Below are 19,662 nucleotides of genomic sequence, written 5' to 3'. Positions count from 1 at the left end.
ATTGACGAATATACACGGTCTTGATACGTTTCAGGAACCGTTTTCTGAGCCTGAAAGAAGCTTACCCAATGACGCGTAAATCCCTCCGGCATCTCCGGAAATCCATAGCTTTCGTCGCGGCCGTCAGCATGCTTGGCCTCACGGCAGCATGTTCCAGTCCCTCCTCCAACCAGCCCGAAGACGGGCCGGTGGAGATCCGTTTCTCATGGTGGGGAAACGCCACCCGTGCGGATCTGACCAACAAGGCCATCAAGGAGTTCGAGGCCGCCAACCCCAATATCAAGGTCAAGCCGGAGTACGGCGACATCGGGGGTTACTTCGACAAACTGGCCACCCAGGTTGCGGCCAACGACGCCCCGGATGTCATCACCATGGGTGGTGCCTACCCTGCTGAGTACGCCAACCGCGGCGCACTTTTGGACCTGTCCAAGGTGCAGGGTTCGCTGGATCTTTCCAAGATGGACCAGGGAGCCCTGGAAAACGGGCAGGTCCAAGGCAAGCAGTACGGCGTCTCCACCGGCGCCAACGCCCTGGCCATAGTAGTGAACCCTGCCGTGTTCCAGGCCGCGGGTGTCGCCCTGCCGGACGACGACTCCTGGTCCTGGGATGACTTTGCCAAGACCGCTGCGGACATCACAGCCAAGAGCCCCAAGGGAACCTACGGCACGGCTACCGTCCTGACGCACGATTCCCTGGATGCCTTCGCCCGCCAGCGCGGCAAGTCCCTCTACACGCAGGAGGGACAGCTTGGCCTGGACAAGGAAACCGTGCAGGACTACTTCGACTTCTCCCTGAAGCTCAGTGAATCCGGAGCTGCCCCCAGTGCGTCGGAGACCGTTGAGAAACTGAACGTCAGCACCGAGCAAACACTCATGGGCATGGGCCAGGCCGGCATGATGCTGACCTGGACCAACTCACTGACTGCCCTCAGCAAAGCCTCAGGGGCAGAATTGAAGCTGCTCAAGCTCCCAGGGGAGAAGCCCACGCCCGGAATCTGGCTCCAGTCCTCGCAGTTCTACACCATCTCAGCCCGGAGCAAGCACACAGATGCTGCCGCCAAGCTGGTCAGCTTCCTCATCAACAATGAGGCCGCTGCGAAGATCATCCAGAGCGACCGCGGCGTGCCCAGCAACTCCGGCATGCGCACGGCCATCCAGGACCTCCTGACACCGCAGGGCAAGGCCGAAGCCGCCTACATCGACCAGATCGGCAAGATGGACTTCGCTCCAACTTTCATTGGTCCTACGGGATCCACGGCGGTCTCCGAGATCACCGCCCGCATCAACACCGAGGTTCTGTTCAAGAGGCTGAGCCCGGAGAAGGCGGCCGAGCAATGGCTTAGCGAGAGCAAAGCCGCCATAGGCAAGTAGGCAAGAGCAACGCGGGGTCACTTATGGCCACTTTTGAAGCGGTTTAGGGGCCACAACTGACCCCGCGTTGCTTTTAGCTAGACGGCGTTGGCGACTTCCAGGTACGGGTCCGCCCATGCACTGATGATGCGGGCCACCCGTGCTGCCTGGCCCTTGCCGGTCAGCAGATGCTCACTGCCCTCAAGGGAGATGAAACTCCGGGGGTGCCGGGCGGTGCGGAAGATTTCGCTGGCGTTGTCTATTCCCACGGTGTTGTCGGTGGGGGAGTGCATCACCATCAGGGGCTTGTGGAGGGTTCGGATGCAGTCGCGCAGATCAGCGCGTTCCACGTCCTCCACAAAGTGGCGGCGGACCTCCATGGGACGGCCGCCAAGGTCCACCACCGCGCTGCCGTCGCGCAGGATGTCTTCCATCTCGGTATCGAACATGTGCTCAACATGCTTGGGCTCGTATGGTGCCGCAACAGTCACCACGGCGTTCAGGCCGGGAATGTCGCGGGCTGCGGCGAGCACTGCCGCACCGCCGAACGAGTGGCCCACCAGCAAGGAAATTGCCCGGCCTTGTTCCCGCATGAACTCCGCGGCCAGGATGGTATCGGCCACTTTGACGCTGAAGGACCCTGCCGACCATTCGCCAGCGGATCCACCCAGGCCGAGGTTGTCGAAACGCAACATCCCCACGCCCTGCTCCGCAAGCCCCTTGCAGATGCGCGAAGCCGCGGGGCTGTCTTTGCCAAGGGTCAGGCCATGTGAGTACAGGCCCCAGCCGCGGATGGGCCCCTCGGGCACGTCCACGATGCCGGCCAGGGCGTCGCCGGTACTACCCGTGAAGCTGATCTTTTCAGAGCGTGACACGCTGATCTCCTTGCGTTGCGGAGCCGGTTGCGGCAGTTGATTAACGACGACGGCGCCCCTCACCATCAGTGGTGAGTGGCGCCGTCGTCGTGTGTTCTTGTGGTGAAACGCGAACTAGATCTTGCGGGACAGGATGGCCTGCTTGACCTCTGCGATTGCCTGTGTCACCTGGATGCCACGCGGGCAGGCTTCCGAACAGTTGAAGGTGGTGCGGCAACGCCACACGCCCTCTTTGTCGTTGAGGATCTCAAGGCGCATGTCGCCGGCGTCATCACGGGAATCGAAGATGAAGCGGTGGGCGTTGACGATCGCCGCCGGACCAAAGTACTGGCCATCGGTCCAGAAGACCGGGCAGGACGAGGTGCAGGCGGCGCACAGGATGCACTTGGTGGTGTCGTCAAAGCGCTCACGGTCCTCAACGGACTGCAGGCGTTCCTTGGTGGGCTCGTGGCCCTTGTTGATCAGGAACGGCATGACTTCGCGGAAGGACTGGAAGAAGGGCTCCATGTCCACGATCAGGTCCTTCTCCACAGGGAGGCCCTTGATCGGCTCGACGGTGATGGGCTTGGTGGTGTCCAGGTCCTTCAGCAGCGTCTTGCAGGCGAGGCGGTTGCGGCCGTTGATGCGCATGGCATCGGAACCACACACGCCGTGGGCGCAGGAGCGGCGGAAGGAAACGCTGCCGTCGATCTCCCACTTGACCTTGTGGAGGGCATCCAGCACACGGTCCGTGCCGTACATGGTCAGCTTGTAGTCGTCCCAACGTGCTTCGTCCGAGATTTCGGGATCGTAGCGGCGCACGCGAAGCGTGATGTGGAACGTCGGAATTTCACCGTCACCGGCAACACTTGCCGGGAGCTCGATCTTGGAAGCGGGCTCTGCCATTTCGGTCGTCATTAGTACTTACGCTCCATCGGCTCGTAACGGGTGAAGATGACGGGTTTCGTCTCAAGACGGATGCCCGCGACGGATTCCGCTGAGGAATCGACGGTGACGGAAGTGTCCAGGTAAGCCATGGAGTGCTTCATGAACTTTTCGTCGTTGCGGTCCGGGAAGTCCTCGCGGTAGTGACCGCCGCGCGACTCTTCACGGTGCAGTGCACCTACGGTCATGACCTTGGCCATGTCCAGGAGGAAGCCCAGTTCCACGGCTTCCAGGAGGTCCAGGTTGAAGCGCTTGCCCTTGTCCTGAACGGTAACGTGCTTGTACCGCTCTTCGAAGGAAGCGATGTCGCGAAGGACCTGCTCCAGGGATTCCTTGGTGCGGAACACCTGCATGTTGGCATCCATGGTGTCCTGCAGTTCCTTGCGGATCTGTGCCACACGCTCGGTACCGTTGCCGGTAAGGAGCCCGTTCAGGATGCCACGGGTCATTGCCTCGGGGTCCTCCGGCAGCTCGACGTAGTCGGCGGTCTTGGAATACTCCGCAGCGGCGATGCCGGCGCGCTTGCCGAACACGTTGATGTCCAGGAGCGAGTTGGTGCCCAGGCGGTTGGAGCCGTGGACGGAAACGCAGGCAACCTCACCGGCGGCGTAGAGGCCCGGCACGATCGTGTCGTTGTCCTGCAGCACTTCAGTGGTGATGTTGGTGGGGATGCCACCCATGGCGTAGTGCGCCGTGGGGAACACCGGAACAGGATCCGTGAACGGTTCCACACCCAGGTAGGTGCGGGCGAACTCGGTGATATCCGGAAGCTTGGCTTCGATGTGCGCCGGCTCAAGGTGGGTCAGGTCCAGGAGGACGTAATCTTTGTTCGGACCACAACCGCGGCCTTCACGCACCTCGTTGGCCATGGCGCGGGCCACGATGTCGCGGGGTGCGAGGTCCTTGATGGTGGGGGCGTAGCGCTCCATGAAGCGCTCACCTTCGGAGTTACGCAGGATGGCACCTTCACCACGCGCACCCTCGGTAAGGAGGATGCCCAGGCCGGCGAGGCCGGTCGGGTGGAACTGGAAGAACTCCATGTCTTCCAGGGGGATGCCGCGGCGGAACGCGATGCCCATGCCGTCACCCGTGAGGGTGTGGGCGTTGGAGGTGGTCTTGAAGACCTTGCCGGCGCCACCGGAAGCGAACACCACCGACTTGGCCTGGAAGACGTGGAGCTCACCGGAGGCGAGGTCGTAGGAGACCACACCGGCAACGCGCTTTTGCTTGTACGGGGTTCCGTCTTCGCGCACTGCGTCTTCTTCGACGATCAGCAGGTCCAGGACGTAGTACTCGTTGTAGAACTCAACGTTGTGCTTGACGCAGTTTTGGTACAGCGTCTGCAGGATCATGTGGCCTGTGCGGTCGGCTGCATAGCAAGCACGGCGGACGGGGGCCTTGCCGTGGTCGCGGGTGTGGCCACCGAAGCGGCGCTGGTCAATGCGGCCTTCGGGCGTGCGGTTGAACGGCAGGCCCATCTTCTCCAGGTCCAGCACGGCGTCGATGGCTTCTTTCGCCATGACCTCGGCTGCGTCCTGGTCAACCAGGTAGTCGCCACCCTTGATGGTGTCAAAGGTGTGCCATTCCCAGTTGTCTTCTTCGACGTTGGCCAGTGCTGCACACATGCCACCCTGGGCTGCACCTGTGTGCGAGCGGGTGGGGTAGAGCTTGGTCAGTACCGCGGTGCGTGCGCGCTGACCGGACTCGATCGCGGCGCGCATGCCGGCGCCACCTGCACCGACAATGACGACGTCGTACTTATGGACCTGCATACCAGATGCTCTCTCTTTCAAAAATTCAGATGGTCGGCGGAGGCTGCTCCGCTACGTCAGGCGAACCGGTTGGCTCGGGAGAGCAACCGGCAGCGCCGCTACGGTGCCGGGCAGAATCCGCCAGGAAGCTGAACGCCGTCGACGACGGGGCACGGGTTGAAGGTGAAGATCACCAGCGTGCCAAGGATGATGATGACCAGGGTGGCCGCGTAGAGGACCATCTTGAGCCAGAAGCGCGTGGAATCCTTCTCGGCGTAGTCGTTGATGATGGTGCGGACGCCGTTGGTACCGTGCAGCATGGCAAGCCACAGCATGGCCAGGTCCCAGAACTGCCAGAACGGATCTGCCCACTTGCCGGCAACGAAGCCGAAGTCGATCGCGTGGATGCCTTCGCCTACCAGCAGGTTCACGAAGAGGTGGCCGAAGATCAGCACCACGAGGACGATGCCGGAGAGGCGCATGAAGAGCCAGGCGATCATCTCGAAGTTGCCACGGCTGGAGCCGGTGCGGTTGTACTTCGGTGCGATTTTTCCGCTGCGCGGAGATTCGATGGTTGTCATGGCTTAGTGGCCTCCCAGCGCGAGGGAAAGGTGGCGGATGGCGAAGCCGGCGAACGTGACCAGCCACAGCGCAAGCACGACCCACAGCATTTGGCGCTGGTACTTGGCGCCCTTTTTCCAGAAGTCGATGGCAATCACGCGCAGGCCGTTGAAGGCGTGGAAGATGATCGCAGCGACCAGGCCCGTTTCCCCCAGGGCCATGAGGGGGTTCTTGTAAGCACCAATGACGGCCGTGTAGGCCTCGGGGGACACGCGCACCAATGAGGTGTCCAGCACATGGACCAACAAGAAGAAAAAGATCACTACACCGGTAATACGATGTCCAACCCAGGACCACATGCCTTCACGGCCGCGGTACAAGGTGCCAGCTGGTTTTGTCGGCACTGATTAAACCTTCCTGCAACACAGCGGCGCTGGCATGGGATCCACGCAAGGGGAACGCCTGCTGCGAGAGCACTCGTAGCTCACGCCTAAATCTAGGCTTCGCTCACAGCATATTCAATTTAGGACGGGCTTCTCTCCTTGTTAAATCCATGTTTCGTGCCAGTATTCAGGCGATTTTCGCCACTTGCTGAGACGAATGCCACATGCGTGGCGCGCTGCAGGGCTTCGCGCCTGCGTCGGATAAAGTGTTGCGGTGAGTACAGAAGACGCAAAATACCCGGAATCGCCCATGAACCGCTTCCATGCGGTTATTCCGGCCGGCGGTGTGGGGACCCGGTTGTGGCCACTCTCGCGGGCCGCAGCGCCCAAGTTCCTTCATGACCTGACCGGTTCTGGCAGCACCTTGCTGAGGGCCACCTATGACCGCCTGGAGCCGCTGGCCGGCGAGCGGGTATTGGTTGTCACCGGTGTTGCCCACCGCGCCGCAGTCTGCCGCCAGCTCCCTGAAGTGGGCGACGACGAACTGGTGCTCGAGAGTGAACCCAAGGACTCCGGTGCCGCGATCGGTCTTGCCGCTGCCATCCTGTACCGCCGCGACCCGGAGACCATCATGGGCTCCTTTGCGGCAGACCAGGTCATCAGCCCGGACGATCTTTTCCAGGAAACCGTGCGCGAGGCCATCTATACCGCCGCAATGGGAAAAATCGTCACCATCGGCATCAAGCCCACGCACCCTTCCACCGGCTTCGGCTACATCCGCTCCGGCGCTGCCCTCCACGTCGAAGGCGCACCGAATGCGCTGGCCGTTGCGGAGTTCGTTGAGAAGCCAAGCCAGGAAGTAGCCAACAAGTACGTCGAAGCCGGGGACTACGTCTGGAACGCGGGCATGTTCGTGGCTCCCGTGGCGCTCATGCTCAAGCACCTTGAAGCCAACCAGCCTGAACTGTTCAAGGGCCTCCAGGAGATCGCGGAGGCCTGGGATACGCCGCAGCGTGCCGAAGTGACCGCCCGGGTCTGGCCTACGCTGCCCAAGATTGCCATTGACTACGCCGTTGCCGAGCCCGCAGCGGCAGCCGGCGATGTCGCCGTCGTGCCCGGTACTTTCCGGTGGGACGACGTCGGCGACTTTGCCGCGATCGGCCGCCTGAACAACGCCGGTGATGTGGACGAAGTGACCGTGCTTGGTGAAGGCGCCCGTGTGTTCGCGGAAAATGCCAGCGGCGTGGTGGTCTCCGATACCAAACGCGTCATTGCACTGATTGGCATCAAGGATGTGGTCATCGTGGACACCCCGGACGCGCTCCTGGTCACCACCAAAGAGCACGCGCAACTGGTCAAGGGCACTGTTGATGCCCTCAAGGCCAGCGGCGATACGGACGTGCTGTAACCAACCTCCTTATACCGTGAGCCACCTCTTTGGTTGTCCTGCGCCTGAACGCAGCGTAACCAAGAGGTGGCTTTCGTTCTTCGGAGGCGTGGCATGGCTAGAGTTGTGACGTGCGCAATTACACGACTGAAACCGAGCCAGCTCCCGTTGTGAGTCCTTGGGTGGATGAACTCCTTCCCGGACTCGTCGAATTCCGGCGTGACCTCCATGCGCACCCTGAGCTTTCCTTCAAGGAATTCCGCACCACGGACAAGCTCGTGGAGCGGCTTGAGGCCGCCGGGCTGAAGCCCAGGCGACTTGAGGAGACCGGCCTGACCGTTGACGTGGGTGAAGGCCCCATCGCCACCGCCCTTCGTGGTGACATTGACGCACTGCCGATCATTGAGGAAACCGGCTTGCCGTTCGCCTCGAAGAACCATGGTGTGACCCATGCTTGCGGGCACGATGTCCATACCACTGCCATGCTTGGCATCGCTTTGACGCTGCAGCGGATGCACAAGAACAACCCGCTCGGCGGCACGGTCCGGATCATCTTCCAGCCGGCCGAGGAAACCATGCCCGGCGGAGCGCTGGCCTGCATCGAACAGGGAGTGCTGGAAGGCGTGCCGCGTATCCTGGCGCTGCATTGCGATCCGCGGATCAACGTAGGCCAGATCGGCACCCGCATCGGGGCCATCACCTCGGCGTCGGACACCATCAAGATTGAGCTTTCCGGCCGGGGAGGGCACACCTCCAGGCCGCACCTGACCGAGGACCTTGTGTTCGCCCTGGCTCAAATCGCGGTGAATGTGCCGGCAGTCCTTTCCCGCCGCGTGGACGTCCGCAGTGGCGTGTCGGTGGTTTGGGGCCAGATTTCCGCAGGTTCGGCACCCAACGCCATTCCGGGAACCGGCTACATGGCCGGCACCATGCGTTGCCTGGACCGCGACGCCTGGCACAGTGCGGGGGAGTTGCTGGACGACGTCGTCCGGCAGGTTGCCGCGCCCTACGGCGTGGATGTCCATCTGGAACACACCCGTGGCGTGCCGCCCGTGGTGAACTCCGAGCATGAGACCGCGCTTATTGAAGCCTCTGCCCGCGCCGAGCTGGGGGAGAATGCGGTGGTCCTCACGCCGCAGTCCATGGGTGGCGAGGACTTTGCCTGGTTCCTGGCGGACCTTCCCGGTGCCATGATGCGCCTGGGTACGCACACCCCGGGCGGCGAAGAGTACGATCTCCACCGCGGTGACTTCATTGTTGATGAACGCGCCCTCGGCTACGCCATCCGCGTGCTGACCGCAGCTGCCCTGCGAACCATCCGCGACCTCGAACAGTAAACCCACTGAGCAGTAAACGCACTGAACAGTAAACCCACCTGACTCGCAGTTGAGCGCGTTTGACCCGTCAGAACGCGCTCAACTGCGACTCGGTTGGGTACGTCAGGGGCAGATGAGTTGTGCACAATTGAATTGTGCACTATCGTTTTATTCATGAGTGATGCACCCCGCCTCCGCCACCAGGTCTGCTTTGCGCTGTACTCGGCGTCCAAGGCGGCGACGGCGGTCTACCGCCCCGTGCTGGATGACCTCGGCCTGACCTACCCGCAGTACCTGGTGATGCTGGTCCTCTGGGAGCAGGAGCCCCGGAGCGTCCGCGACCTTGGTGCCGAACTCGGCCTGGATTCAGGAACGTTGTCACCCCTCCTGAAGCGCCTTGAGGGCCTGCGCCTGGTGGAACGCCGCCGCTCGGCCGAAGACGAGCGCCGCGTGGACGTTGTTCTGACCGACGCCGGGACCGCCTTGAGCGCCCGTGCCCAGGCCGTTCCCCAGCGCCTCGCCGACGCAGCAGGGCTTTCTGCCGACGAAATCGAACAGCTCCACGCCACGCTCGGCAAACTCACCACGGCCTTGAACAGCTCACTCTGACGAACTCCCGGAAAATCCCGGAACATCCATTCCCGAAGAGAAACGGAAACACCATGAAGACTCTCTACACTGCCGAGGCACTGGCCTCCGGCGAAGGCCGCGATGGCAACGCCCGCACCAATGACGGCAAGCTGGATGTAGCACTGGCCAGCCCCGTGGAGCTCGGCGGCAACGGTGAAGGAACCAACCCGGAGCAGCTCTTTGCTGCCGGCTACGCGGCATGCTTCCACTCCGCCCTGCGCCTGGTGGGCCGCAAGGAACGCGTTGACCTCAGCGACTCCGCAGTGGCTGCCAAGATCCACTTCGGCGCCCTGACGGACAGTGAAGGTTACGGCCTGGCTGCCGAACTCGAGATTGCCCTGCCCGCGCTGGACCGCAGCGCCGCTGAAGAGCTGATGGCCAAAGCGCACCAGATCTGCCCTTACTCCAATGCAACCCGCGGCAACATGGCCGTAGACCTCAAGCTCGTGGAGTTCGCAGCATGAGCGCCGTAACTGAAACCCGCGAAATCCAGCTGGCCTCCCGCCCGGTGGGACGCCCGGCCCAGGAGAACTTCCGGCTGGCAGCGGCACCGCTCCCGGAGCTCGCCGAGGGACAGGTTCTGGTGAAGAACCAGTTCATGTCCGTGGATCCGTACATGCGTGGCCGCATGAACGACGTCAAGTCCTACTCCGCGCCGTTCCGTCTGGATGCAGCGCTCGACGGCGGTGCGGTAGGTGAGGTGATCGCGTCCCGTTCGGACGCGCACAAGGTGGGTGACGTCGTCGTGCATCAACTGGGCTGGCGCGAGCACGCTGTAGTGGACGCCGCGGCAACTACTCCCGTCCCGTCGGGGCTGGCCCCGACGTCTGCCTTCCTGGGTGCGCTGGGCATGACGGGGCTGACTGCTTACGCGGGGCTGCTGAAGGTCGCAGAGTTCAAGGAAGGCGACGTCGTGTTCGTCTCCGGAGCCGCTGGGGCCGTCGGTTCCATGGTGGGCCAGATCGCCAAAGCCATGGGTGCATCAAAGGTGATCGGCAGTGCGGGATCCCCGGAGAAGGTTGCCCGGTTGCTGGAGCTCGGTTTTGATGCCGCCTTCAACTACAACGACGCTCCGGTGCTGGACCAGCTCAAGGATGCGGCAGGGGAGCGCGGCATCGATGTCTACTTCGACAACGTTGGCGGAGAACACCTGGAAGCAGCCCTGGCAACCCTGACAGTAGGCGGCCGTGTGGCCATGTGCGGTGCCATTGCACAGTACAACTCCACCGAGCCCCCGGTCGCGCCCCGGAACCTTGCCGTGGCCATCGGCAAGCAGCTCACCCTGCGTGGATTCCTGGTGGGCGGCCAGCGTCAACACGCCCCCGAATTTGCGCAGAAGATGGCCGGATGGCTGGCCGATGGGTCCGTCAGCTATGACGAGACAATCGTTGACGGACTGGAAAACGCACCGCAGGCCTTCATTGACCTGCTGGACGGGGCGAACACCGGAAAGATGCTGGTCCGCCTTTAATCCACAGGTGAATCGCATGTGACTTGCACACCCGGCTACTGCTTGGTAACAAAAGGTCAACAATCTGACCTGGAGGGATCATTTGTGGTAGCTGGGTGTGTTCCAGGCCACTAGTGTTGGTGACATCAATGCGCTTCGGCGCAGCTGCGAGCATCAGTGAAAACAGAATTTCTGCCTCAGGTATAGGAAACGGACACTCATTGACCATCCGTCGTAGCGCCAATCACTTTCTTCCTGGAGGAAAATTGAAGAAACCACTGCGTGCCACCCTGAAGCGCGGTTCAATGGCCGGTGTTGCCACCCTCGGCGCAGCAGCGCTCCTGCTGACCAGTTGTGGACAGGCCCCCGATGCTGGCTCCGGCACCGCCACCAAGAGTGACTTCCTTGGATGCATCGTCTCGGACTCCGGTGGATTCGATGACCAGTCCTTCAACCAGTCCTCGTTCGAAGGCCTCAAGAAGGCTGAGACAGACTTGGGCATCACCGTGAAGTCGGCCGAATCCAAGGCCAACAGCGACTTCGAGACGAACCTCAACGGCATGGTCTCCGCAGGCTGCAACCTCACGGTTACGGTCGGCTTCCTCCTCGGCGACGCCACCAAGGCTGCCGCCGCTGCGAACGCCGACAAGCACTTCGCGATTATCGACTACTCGTACGAAACCCCCATCACCAACGTGAAGCCGATCGTCTATGACACGGCACAAGCGGCCTACCTGGCAGGCTACGCAGCTGCGGCCACGTCCAAGACGGGCAAGGTGGGTACCTTCGGCGGCATCAAGATCCCCACGGTCACCATCTTCATGGACGGCTTCTACGACGGTGTCCAGGCCTACAACAAGGCCAAGAACAAGACCGTCCAGGTTGTCGGCTGGGACAAGAACACCCAGGACGGCTCATTCACGGGTGACTTCGAGAAGCAGGACACCGGCAAGCAGGTCACCATCAACCTGCTGGACCAGGGCGCGGACATCATCATGCCCGTGGCCGGACCGGTTGGTAAGGGTGCAGGCGCTGCGCTGAAGGAAGCCAAGGCCTCAGGCAAGGACGTCAAGCTCATCTGGGTTGACTCCGACGGCTACCTCACCGCCCCCGAATACAAGGACCTCATGCTGACCTCCGTGGTCAAGCAGATGGGCGAGGCCGTTGAAACCGTGGTGAAGGATGACAAGGACGGCAAGTTCACCAACGAGGCCTACGTTGGCACGTTGGAAAACGATGGCGTTGCGATTGCTCCGTTCCACGACCTTGACTCGGCCGTGACCGCAGAAACCAAGTCCGAACTCGATGCCCTGAAGGCAGACATCGTCTCCGGCAAGCTGGTTGTCGAATCGGCAGCGAGCCCCAAGAAGTAAATCAATTCCTGGACGCGCCGCCAGTACCGAGCCCCGGTACTGGCGGCGCGTTTTTGCCCTGACTACGCTGGGCCTCAAAGCCAGTGGCTTTGGAGCAGTACAGCTGTCCCTCGGACTCACAGAACGGTGGGAGTTGTGAAACTCGAATTGAAGGGGATCTCGAAAGCCTTCGGGACCTTCTACGCCAACCAAGACATCGACCTCGTCGTCGAATCCGGCCAGATCCATTGCCTCCTGGGCGAAAACGGTGCCGGTAAATCAACCCTGATGAACGTGCTGTACGGGCTGTATGAGCCCACAGCAGGCCAGATCCTGGTGGATGACCAACCGGTCAACTTCCGTGGACCTGGCGACGCCATGGCAGCAGGTATTGGCATGGTGCACCAGCACTTCATGCTGGTTCCCGTTTTCACGGTGGCAGAAAACGTGGCGCTCGGCGCAGAACCCACCACTTTTGGCGGTGTGCTGAGCATGGAAGAAACCCGGAAGAAAATCCGGGAGATTTCCGATCAATACGGCTTCGACGTCGATCCCGACGCCCTCGTGGAGGACCTCCCTGTGGGTGTCCAGCAGCGCGTCGAAATCATCAAGGCGCTGGTCCGCGAAGCCAAAGTCCTGATCCTGGACGAACCCACGGCTGTGCTGACACCCCAGGAAACCGATGAACTCCTGGACATCATGCGCCAGCTCAAGGCCGGCGGCACCTCCATTGTGTTCATTTCGCACAAGCTGCGGGAAGTGAAAGCTGTCTCCGACGTCATTACCGTGGTCCGCCGCGGCAAAGTGGTGGGCGATGCACCTCCTACGGCATCGGCCACTGAACTGGCATCGATGATGGTGGGCCGTCCCGTCAGCTTGAGCCTGAACAAGGCCCCGGCGCAACCGAAGGACACCACGTTCGTGGTGGAGAACCTGACGGTCCGGGCAGCCAATGGCACCAACGTGGTGGACGGGATCAGCTTCGGAATCGCCCAAGGCGAGATCCTCGCCGTCGCCGGTGTACAAGGCAACGGCCAGACGGAGCTCACCGAAGCCATTCTCGGAATCCAGGACCATGTCACTGGTTCGGTGACGCTGGATGGCAAGGAGCTGCTGGGGCTTTCCGTCAAGGAAGTCCTGCGCTCCGGCGTTGGGTTCGTGCCGGAGGACCGCTCGGTGGACGGGCTGGTAGGTCCCTTCTCCGTAGCTGAGAACCTGGTCCTGGACCTCTATGACCAAGCACCGTTTGCCAGCGGAATCAGCATGAAACCTGCAAAGGTCTCCGAGCACGCAAAGACCAAGATTGCGGAGTTCGACATCCGGACGCCCTCCGCGGCGTCGGCTGCCGGAACATTGTCCGGCGGCAACCAGCAGAAAGTAGTCATGGCCAGGGAACTGTCCCGGCCCCTGCGGTTGTTTATTGCCAGCCAGCCCACACGCGGCGTGGACGTCGGTTCCATCGAATTCCTGCACAAACGGATCGTTGCCGAACGCGATGTTGGAACACCGGTCATGATTGTTTCCACCGAGCTCGATGAAGTCATTGAACTCGCAGACCGGATTGCCGTGCTGTACAAGGGCAAGCTCGTCGGTATTGTCCCCGGCGGGACGTCGCGGGACACGCTCGGATTGATGATGGCCGGAGTCGGCCCGGAAGGAGGCTCCGATGACAACTAAAGACGAGTCCAACAAGGCCCCTGCACCCGATGAATCCACGGCTGAAGTCCGTGCCGCTGACGTGGCGCTGGACACCGCAGGAGGAACGCTGGAACCCTCCATTGTGCCTGTTTCATCCCAAAGCGGGGACCCTGGCCACCAGCAGGGCAGCGTCCTGCGCCGGATCGTCATGGGCAACGGTTTTGTCTCTGTCCTGGCGGTCCTGGTTGCCCTGTTCCTGGGCGGCCTGTTGATCGCCAGCACCGATACCCAGGTAGCCAAAACCGCAGGTTATCTCTTTGCCCGGCCCACGGACTTCCTCAATGCGTTGTGGGCGGCCATGACCGAGAGCTACGTTGCGCTCTTCCAAGGCTCCGTCTTCAGCGCACGTGAGGGATTCAAGCCCTTGCTCGAGACCATGACCGTGGCAACGCCCCTGATCTGCGCCGGCCTTGGAGTGGCCCTGGCCTTCCGTGCAGGGCTGTTCAACATTGGTGCGCAAGGCCAGATCATCATCAGTGCCACGCTGGCGGCCTATGTCGGTTTCACCTGGCACCTGCCGTTCGGCCTGCACCTGCTGGTGGTCATCATCATGGGTGTCCTGGGTGGCGCTGTGTGGGGCGGGATCGTCGGCATCCTCAAAGCCCGGACTGGAGCGCATGAGGTCATCGTGACCATCATGCTGAACTACGTGGCGCTGTTCCTGTTGGACTTCCTCCTCAATACAGCTGCCTTCCGCCGTCCTGGCGACAGCAGCCCCATCTCGCCGCGCCTGGATGAGTCGGCGACATATCCGGTGCTCATCCCGGGATCCCGGCTGCACCTTGGGTTCCTGGTGGCCATCGCACTGACCTTTGGCGTGTGGTGGTTGCTGAACCGTTCCACCATCGGCTTCGAATTCCGGGCAGTGGGGGCCAACCCCATCGCAGCCCGGACAGCCGGTGTCAACGTACCCCGCGCCACCATCCTGGTGATGGCCATGGCCGGCGCCCTCGCCGCATTTGGCGGAGTTGCCCAAGTGGCCGGCACCGAGAAAGTGCTGACCGGCGGCGTCGCCGCCCAGATCGGTTTTGACTCCATCACCGTTGCACTGCTGGGACGGAGCACGCCCTGGGGGACGTTCTTTGCCGGCCTGCTGTTTGGAGCTTTCCGTGCAGGGGCCGTGCAGATGCAGATCCAGACGGGGACGCCCATCGACATCGTGTTGGTGGTCCAGTCCCTGATCGTTCTCTTCATCGCGGCACCCCCGCTGATCAGGTCGATTTTCCGGCTTGAGCAAAAGAAGAAGAACAAGACACCGAAAGCGGCTCCCAAGGCTGCCCTCGTCAACGCCTCCGGAGGTGCCAAATGAGCGCGACAACCACCGCTCCGACGTCGGGATCAACGGCCCTGCCGGCCTTCCGGCCATCCATGAAAGTCCCGCTCTCCCTCGGCATCCTTGCCCTCATAGCCCTGGTCTTCTTCGGCTTTTTGGGCCCGGACCAGACCGCCGAAATGAAAATCAGCGACGCCGGTGACGCCGTCGCCGTTCCCGCCCTTATGATTCCCGGGCAGGTGGGCGGTGTGGTCTTTGGCATCCTGCTCCTGGCCATGGCCGCCTATTCCATCTACCTCTGGACGCAGGGGGAGCGCTCACCGAAGTGGCTTCCGATCGTGTTTGCCGTGGTTTTTGTCTTCGCTTTGCTTGTCTGGATCGTGGCAGGGGCACGGCAGCCCTCCATTTCACTGGCCGGCCTGGTTGCCGGCTCGGTGACCCTGGCAGTGCCGCTGGTCTTTGGTTCTCTCTCAGGCGTGCTTTGTGAGCGTGTAGGCGTAGTAAACATCGCCATCGAGGGCCAGCTCCTGGGTGGCGCATTCACTGCTGCCCTGGTGGCCACGATGACTGGCAGCCCGTACATTGGCCTCATTGCAGCCGCTGCTGCCGGTGCCGCTGTATCCATGGTCCTGGCGGTCTTCAGCATCAAGTACCTGGTCAACCAGATCATCGTGGGCGTTGTCCTCAACGTCCTCGTGTCGGGTCTGACCGGCTTCCTCTACGGCACTTTGATGGTGCCGAACAAGGAGCAGTTCAACACCCCGGGGCGGCTTGATATCCTGCCGATCCCGCTGCTCTCGGACATCCCCATCATTGGTCCCATCCTCTTTGAGCAATCCATCGCGGGCTACCTCATGTACGTGGCTGTGGCTGTGGTGTGGTTCGGCCTGTTCAAGACCCGGTGGGGCCTGCGTGTCCGCGCTGTCGGCGAGCACCCGCAGGCTGCCGACACCCTGGGCATCAACGTCAACGCCACCCGTTTCTGGAACGTCACTTTGGGTGGTGCCATCGCCGGTATCGGCGGCGCGGTGTTCACCTTGGTGACCATCGACTCCTTCACCAAGGACATCTCCGGCGGCCGTGGCTTCATCGCCCTGGCAGCGTTGATCTTTGGCCGGTGGAACCCGATCGGCGCCTTCCTGGCATCGCTCCTGTTCGGCTTCGCGTACAACCTGCAGTCCATCCTGGGCATCATTGGTACTCCGGTGCCCAGCCAGTTCATGGCCATGCTGCCGTATCTGGTGACCATCTTCGCCGTCGCCGGTTTGGTGGGTAAGTCACGTGGACCGGCGGCCAGCGGCATACCGTACGTGAAGGGTTGACGATGCCTGCGAATGACATTGACTGGCAGGCACTGGAAGTTGCTGCCAAGCAGGCCATGCTCAACGCCTACGCCCCGTATTCGAAGTTCCCGGTGGGGGCTGCGGCCCTTACCGAGGACGGCCGGATCATCAGTGGTTGCAACGTGGAGAATGCCAGCTATGGCCTGACCCTCTGCGCCGAATGTGCCCTGGTGGGACAGCTCCACATGACCGGGGGCGGCAGGATCGCCGCGTTCTACTGCGTGGACGGCCAAGGCAACATCCTCATGCCGTGCGGGCGTTGCCGGCAGTTGCTCTACGAATTCAGGGCGCCCGGAATGCAGCTCATGACAACTCAGGGAATCAAATCCATGGACCAGGTGCTGCCTGACGCCTTTGGTCCCGAACACCTGGAGGAAACCACGTGACCAGCACTGAAGCGTTCGACGCCGTCCAGATCATTTCCATCAAGCGGGACAAGGGCACGCTCACGCCTGAGCAGATCGACTGGACCATTGATGCCTACACCCGCGGTGTGATTGCCGAGGAACAGATGGCTGCGCTGAACATGGCCATCCTGCTGAACGGAATGGACCGCTCGGAGATCTCGCGGTGGACGTCGGCCATGATCGCCTCGGGGGAGCGGATGGACTTTTCCTCCCTGACGAGGCCCGACGGCGGCCGGAAGGCTACCAGCGACAAGCACTCCACCGGGGGAGTCGGGGACAAGATCACGCTGCCGCTGGCACCGCTGGTGGCCGTGTTCGGCGTCGCCGTTCCGCAGCTTTCGGGCCGCGGACTCGGCCACACCGGCGGAACCCTGGACAAGCTCGAGGCCATCCCCGGGTGGAGGGCCAGCCTCAGCAACGACGAAATCATGGCCCAACTCCAGGACGTTGGCGCTGTCATTTGCGCCGCGGGCTCCGGGCTCGCCCCGGCGGATAAGAAGCTCTATGCCTTGCGTGACGTCACGGGCACAGTGGAAGCCATCCCGCTGATTGCTTCCTCGATCATGAGCAAGAAGATCGCTGAAGGAACGGGCTCCCTGGTGCTGGACGTCAAGGTGGGTTCGGGCGCGTTCATGAAGGACGAAGCGCGGGCCCGCGAACTGGCAGAGACCATGGTGGCCCTGGGCAAGGACGCCGGCGTACATACCGTTGCGCTGATCACGGATATGTCCACGCCCCTGGGGTTGACCGCCGGAAATGCGATCGAAGTCGAGGAATCCGTGGAGGTCCTTGCCGGCGGCGGTCCGGAAGACGTCGTCGAGTTGACTGTCCGGTTGGCCGAGGAGATGCTGGCCGGTGCCGGAATCCACGACGCCGACCCCGCGGCCGCCTTGAAGGACGGCCGTGCCATGGACGTCTGGAACCGGATGATCCAAGCGCAGGGTGGCGACCCGCGTGCCGCCCTTCCGGTGGCAAAGGAATCCGAGGTTGTCTATGCTCCTGCGGATGGTGTCCTGATGGAACTGGATGCGCTGTCTGTAGGTGTGGCCGCTTGGCGCCTCGGTGCCGGGCGGGCCCGCAAGGAAGACCAGGTCCAGGCAGGGGCCGGTGTGCGGCTGCACGCCAAGCCCGGCGCCTTGGTCCGTGCGGGTGAGCCGCTCATGACGCTCCTGACGGACACCCCTGGGAAATTCGAGCGGGCCAAGGAAGCGCTCCAGGAAGCCGTGGTGATTGCACCGGAGGGTTCACGCCCGGCGCACCAGCTCATCATCGACCGCATCGCCTAGGCTTAAGTGTTCCGGGTTGTTCGCCAAGAGCAGCCCGGAACACCAGTCATCCGGCGCCATTGGGAGCCGGCTACCTTAAGGAAACCGTGCAGGCCATCAACGATTTCATCCTCGCCGCGGCCGGGCAGCCATGGGTGTTGTTCCTGGTGCTGGCTTGCTGCGTCATTGATGGCTTCTTCCCGCCCATCCCGAGTGAGTCGGTCGTGGTAGGCCTCAGCGCCGTTTCCGGAAGCAGCGGCTTGCCCAACGCATGGCTGCTGGGATTGATGGCTGCCATTGGCGCCTTTTCCGGGGACAACATCGCGTACATCATCGGCCGGCGCATCGGCATCCAGCGTTGGCGTTGGATGCGTACCCAGCGGATGCAAGGCGCCTTCCGCTGGGCCGGGAAGGAACTTCGACGCCGGTCTGCCTCGCTGATCATGGTGGCCCGGTTCATACCCATCGGCAGGGTGGCCGTCAACCTGACGGCAGGCGCCACGCATTTCCACCATCGGCGCTTTGTTGCCCTGACGGCCATGTCCGCTGTCCTGTGGGCCACGTATTCGGTGATCCTTGGTTACTTCTTTGGTGTCTGGTTCGAGGACAACCACCTTCTGGGTGCCGTCATAGCGATCGTGGTGGCCGTCATCCTGGGCATCATCATTGATCGGATCATCAGCAAGGTCCGGGGATCGGTGCCTTTGGACGGTAAGAACATTCCCGGCGAAGACGCCCCGGCTCCACCCACGGTATGACGCCGGGAGCCCCGGAAGATCAGCCCCGCGGTTGACGACGGCACCATCCCGGCAGCTATAGCGTTAAGCGTGTGATCCCGAGGCTGGGGCGTAGCGAACGACGTCCCGGCCATGGGACACTAAGAGCGACTTCCGTCACAGTGTCAAGTCATATTCGCCTAGGAGCTACCGCCGCGTGGAGTTTTTGAACCAAATGCTCGAGCATGCAGCCGGGCAGCCATGGATATACCCGGTACTCCTGGTCTTCTTTTTCATTGACGGATTTGCCACCATCCTGCCCAGCGAAACAGCCATTGTGGGCCTCTCGGCGCTGTCCCTTCACAGCGGAGAACCCAACCTCTGGATCCTGGGCGCAACGGCACTGGTAGGTGCCATGGCCGGTGACAACATGGCCTACATGCTGGGCCGGAAAATCGGTCTCACCCGCTGGAAGTGGATGCGCAGGCCCAAGGTCCAGAAAATGTTTGCCTGGGCACAGTATGAGCTCGACAAGCGCGGCGCAGTCCTCATTTTCACGGCCCGGTACATCCCTTGGGGAAGGGTCGCGGTGAACTACGTTGCCGGGCAGACCGGGTTCCGCCACCGGACCTTCTTCTGGTTGGACGCCTTCGCCTGCGTCACCTGGGTTGCCTACTCGATTGGTATCGGCCTCCTTGCCGGTCAATGGGTGCATAACAACCCGCTCCTTGGAGTCGGCATCGCAGTCGCCTTCGCCGTAATTTTGGGCATCGTGGTGGATCACGCCCTGCGCTGGTGGCACAAGTACCTTGAAAAGAAGGACCTGGCCAAGGACACTGCTGCCGGTGCCGAATCACCGGTTTCCGGTCCTGTTTCCGGTCCCACGGAAAAGGCTGTCGCCGGCGTCGACCTCTCCAAGCCGGCCAGTTAGTTGTGGCCGGCAGGTATAAGAGCAGGTAAAAGAGCAGTACTGGCCAAGGCC

General features: G+C 62.2%; 19 protein-coding genes. 14 read left to right on the top strand and 5 right to left on the bottom strand.

The window, feature by feature from the left end; all coding sequences use genetic code 11:
• Positions 1-68: 68 nt before the first annotated feature.
• Positions 69-1,370, top strand: a complete 1,302-nt coding sequence (locus AC6JA3_RS15285) for an ABC transporter substrate-binding protein (RefSeq protein WP_026542864.1) — start codon at positions 69-71, stop codon at positions 1,368-1,370.
• A gap of 77 nt (positions 1,371-1,447) precedes the next feature.
• Here AC6JA3_RS15285 and AC6JA3_RS15280 read toward each other — a convergent pair whose 3' ends face one another.
• The 5 genes from AC6JA3_RS15280 to sdhC form a co-directional block, all read right to left on the bottom strand.
• Entirely contained in the window at positions 1,448-2,224 is a 777-nt protein-coding gene (locus tag AC6JA3_RS15280) for an alpha/beta hydrolase (protein WP_026542863.1), read from the bottom strand.
• Positions 2,225-2,338: 114 nt separating this feature from the next.
• A complete protein-coding gene (locus AC6JA3_RS15275; RefSeq protein ID WP_026542862.1) occupies positions 2,339-3,121 on the bottom strand; it encodes a succinate dehydrogenase iron-sulfur subunit in 783 nt (260 codons plus the stop codon).
• A complete protein-coding gene (gene sdhA / locus AC6JA3_RS15270; RefSeq protein ID WP_026547511.1) occupies positions 3,121-4,920 on the bottom strand; it encodes a succinate dehydrogenase flavoprotein subunit in 1,800 nt (599 codons plus the stop codon). The genes AC6JA3_RS15275 and sdhA overlap by 1 nt, the downstream gene beginning before the upstream one ends.
• Positions 4,921-5,018: 98 nt before the next feature.
• Entirely contained in the window at positions 5,019-5,480 is a 462-nt protein-coding gene (locus AC6JA3_RS15265) for a succinate dehydrogenase hydrophobic membrane anchor subunit (RefSeq protein ID WP_017197835.1), read from the bottom strand.
• Positions 5,481-5,483: 3 nt separating this feature from the next.
• Entirely contained in the window at positions 5,484-5,864 is a 381-nt protein-coding gene (sdhC, locus tag AC6JA3_RS15260; protein WP_018777254.1) for a succinate dehydrogenase, cytochrome b556 subunit, read from the bottom strand.
• A 289-nt stretch (positions 5,865-6,153) separates the two neighbouring features.
• Here sdhC and AC6JA3_RS15255 point away from each other — a divergent pair, with 289 nt between their 5' ends.
• The 13 genes from AC6JA3_RS15255 (at position 6,154) to AC6JA3_RS15195 (ending at position 19,611) form a co-directional block, all read left to right on the top strand.
• Positions 6,154-7,251, top strand: coding sequence for a mannose-1-phosphate guanylyltransferase (locus tag AC6JA3_RS15255; protein WP_397334567.1), 1,098 nt, complete (start codon positions 6,154-6,156; stop codon positions 7,249-7,251).
• Positions 7,252-7,361: 110 nt separating this feature from the next.
• A complete protein-coding gene (locus AC6JA3_RS15250; RefSeq protein WP_497920228.1) occupies positions 7,362-8,567 on the top strand; it encodes an amidohydrolase in 1,206 nt (401 codons plus the stop codon).
• A 153-nt stretch (positions 8,568-8,720) separates the two neighbouring features.
• Positions 8,721-9,155 (top strand): MarR family winged helix-turn-helix transcriptional regulator, encoded by a 435-nt coding sequence (locus tag AC6JA3_RS15245; protein ID WP_223944922.1) that lies wholly within the window; start codon positions 8,721-8,723, stop codon positions 9,153-9,155.
• A 53-nt stretch (positions 9,156-9,208) separates the two neighbouring features.
• Entirely contained in the window at positions 9,209-9,640 is a 432-nt protein-coding gene (locus tag AC6JA3_RS15240) for an organic hydroperoxide resistance protein (protein WP_497920226.1), read from the top strand.
• On the top strand, positions 9,637-10,647 hold the full coding sequence (locus tag AC6JA3_RS15235; protein ID WP_223944923.1) for an NADP-dependent oxidoreductase: 1,011 nt from the start codon (positions 9,637-9,639) through the stop codon (positions 10,645-10,647). Before AC6JA3_RS15240 ends, AC6JA3_RS15235 begins: the two co-directional genes overlap by 4 nt.
• 245 nt (positions 10,648-10,892) lie before the next feature.
• A complete protein-coding gene (locus AC6JA3_RS15230; protein ID WP_026542854.1) occupies positions 10,893-11,999 on the top strand; it encodes a BMP family lipoprotein in 1,107 nt (368 codons plus the stop codon).
• Positions 12,000-12,134: 135 nt separating this feature from the next.
• Complete coding sequence (locus tag AC6JA3_RS15225; RefSeq protein ID WP_026542853.1) at positions 12,135-13,655, top strand: ABC transporter ATP-binding protein; 1,521 nt, start codon at positions 12,135-12,137, stop codon at positions 13,653-13,655.
• Positions 13,645-14,985: an ABC transporter permease gene (locus AC6JA3_RS15220; protein WP_026542852.1), complete on the top strand. Its 1,341-nt coding sequence runs from the start codon at positions 13,645-13,647 to the stop codon at positions 14,983-14,985. Before AC6JA3_RS15225 ends, AC6JA3_RS15220 begins: the two co-directional genes overlap by 11 nt.
• Positions 14,982-16,271 carry an ABC transporter permease gene (locus AC6JA3_RS15215; RefSeq protein ID WP_026542851.1) on the top strand — a complete coding sequence of 430 codons (1,290 nt, stop codon included), beginning with the start codon at positions 14,982-14,984 and terminating at the stop codon, positions 16,269-16,271. Before AC6JA3_RS15220 ends, AC6JA3_RS15215 begins: the two co-directional genes overlap by 4 nt.
• A gap of 2 nt (positions 16,272-16,273) precedes the next feature.
• Positions 16,274-16,678, top strand: a complete 405-nt coding sequence (locus AC6JA3_RS15210; RefSeq protein WP_026542850.1) for a cytidine deaminase — start codon at positions 16,274-16,276, stop codon at positions 16,676-16,678.
• Complete coding sequence (locus AC6JA3_RS15205; RefSeq protein WP_497920225.1) at positions 16,675-17,985, top strand: thymidine phosphorylase; 1,311 nt, start codon at positions 16,675-16,677, stop codon at positions 17,983-17,985. The genes AC6JA3_RS15210 and AC6JA3_RS15205 overlap by 4 nt, the downstream gene beginning before the upstream one ends.
• Before the next feature lie 86 nt (positions 17,986-18,071).
• On the top strand, positions 18,072-18,722 hold the full coding sequence (locus tag AC6JA3_RS15200; RefSeq protein ID WP_497920224.1) for a DedA family protein: 651 nt from the start codon (positions 18,072-18,074) through the stop codon (positions 18,720-18,722).
• A 193-nt stretch (positions 18,723-18,915) separates the two neighbouring features.
• A complete protein-coding gene (locus AC6JA3_RS15195; RefSeq protein WP_497920640.1) occupies positions 18,916-19,611 on the top strand; it encodes a DedA family protein in 696 nt (231 codons plus the stop codon).
• Positions 19,612-19,662 lie beyond the last annotated feature (51 nt).

It is taken from the genome of Arthrobacter sp. TmtSoilC79, assembly GCF_059739405.1.
The sequence above is the reverse complement of the archived record's forward strand: the minus strand, read 5'-3'. Positions and strand labels throughout refer to the sequence as shown.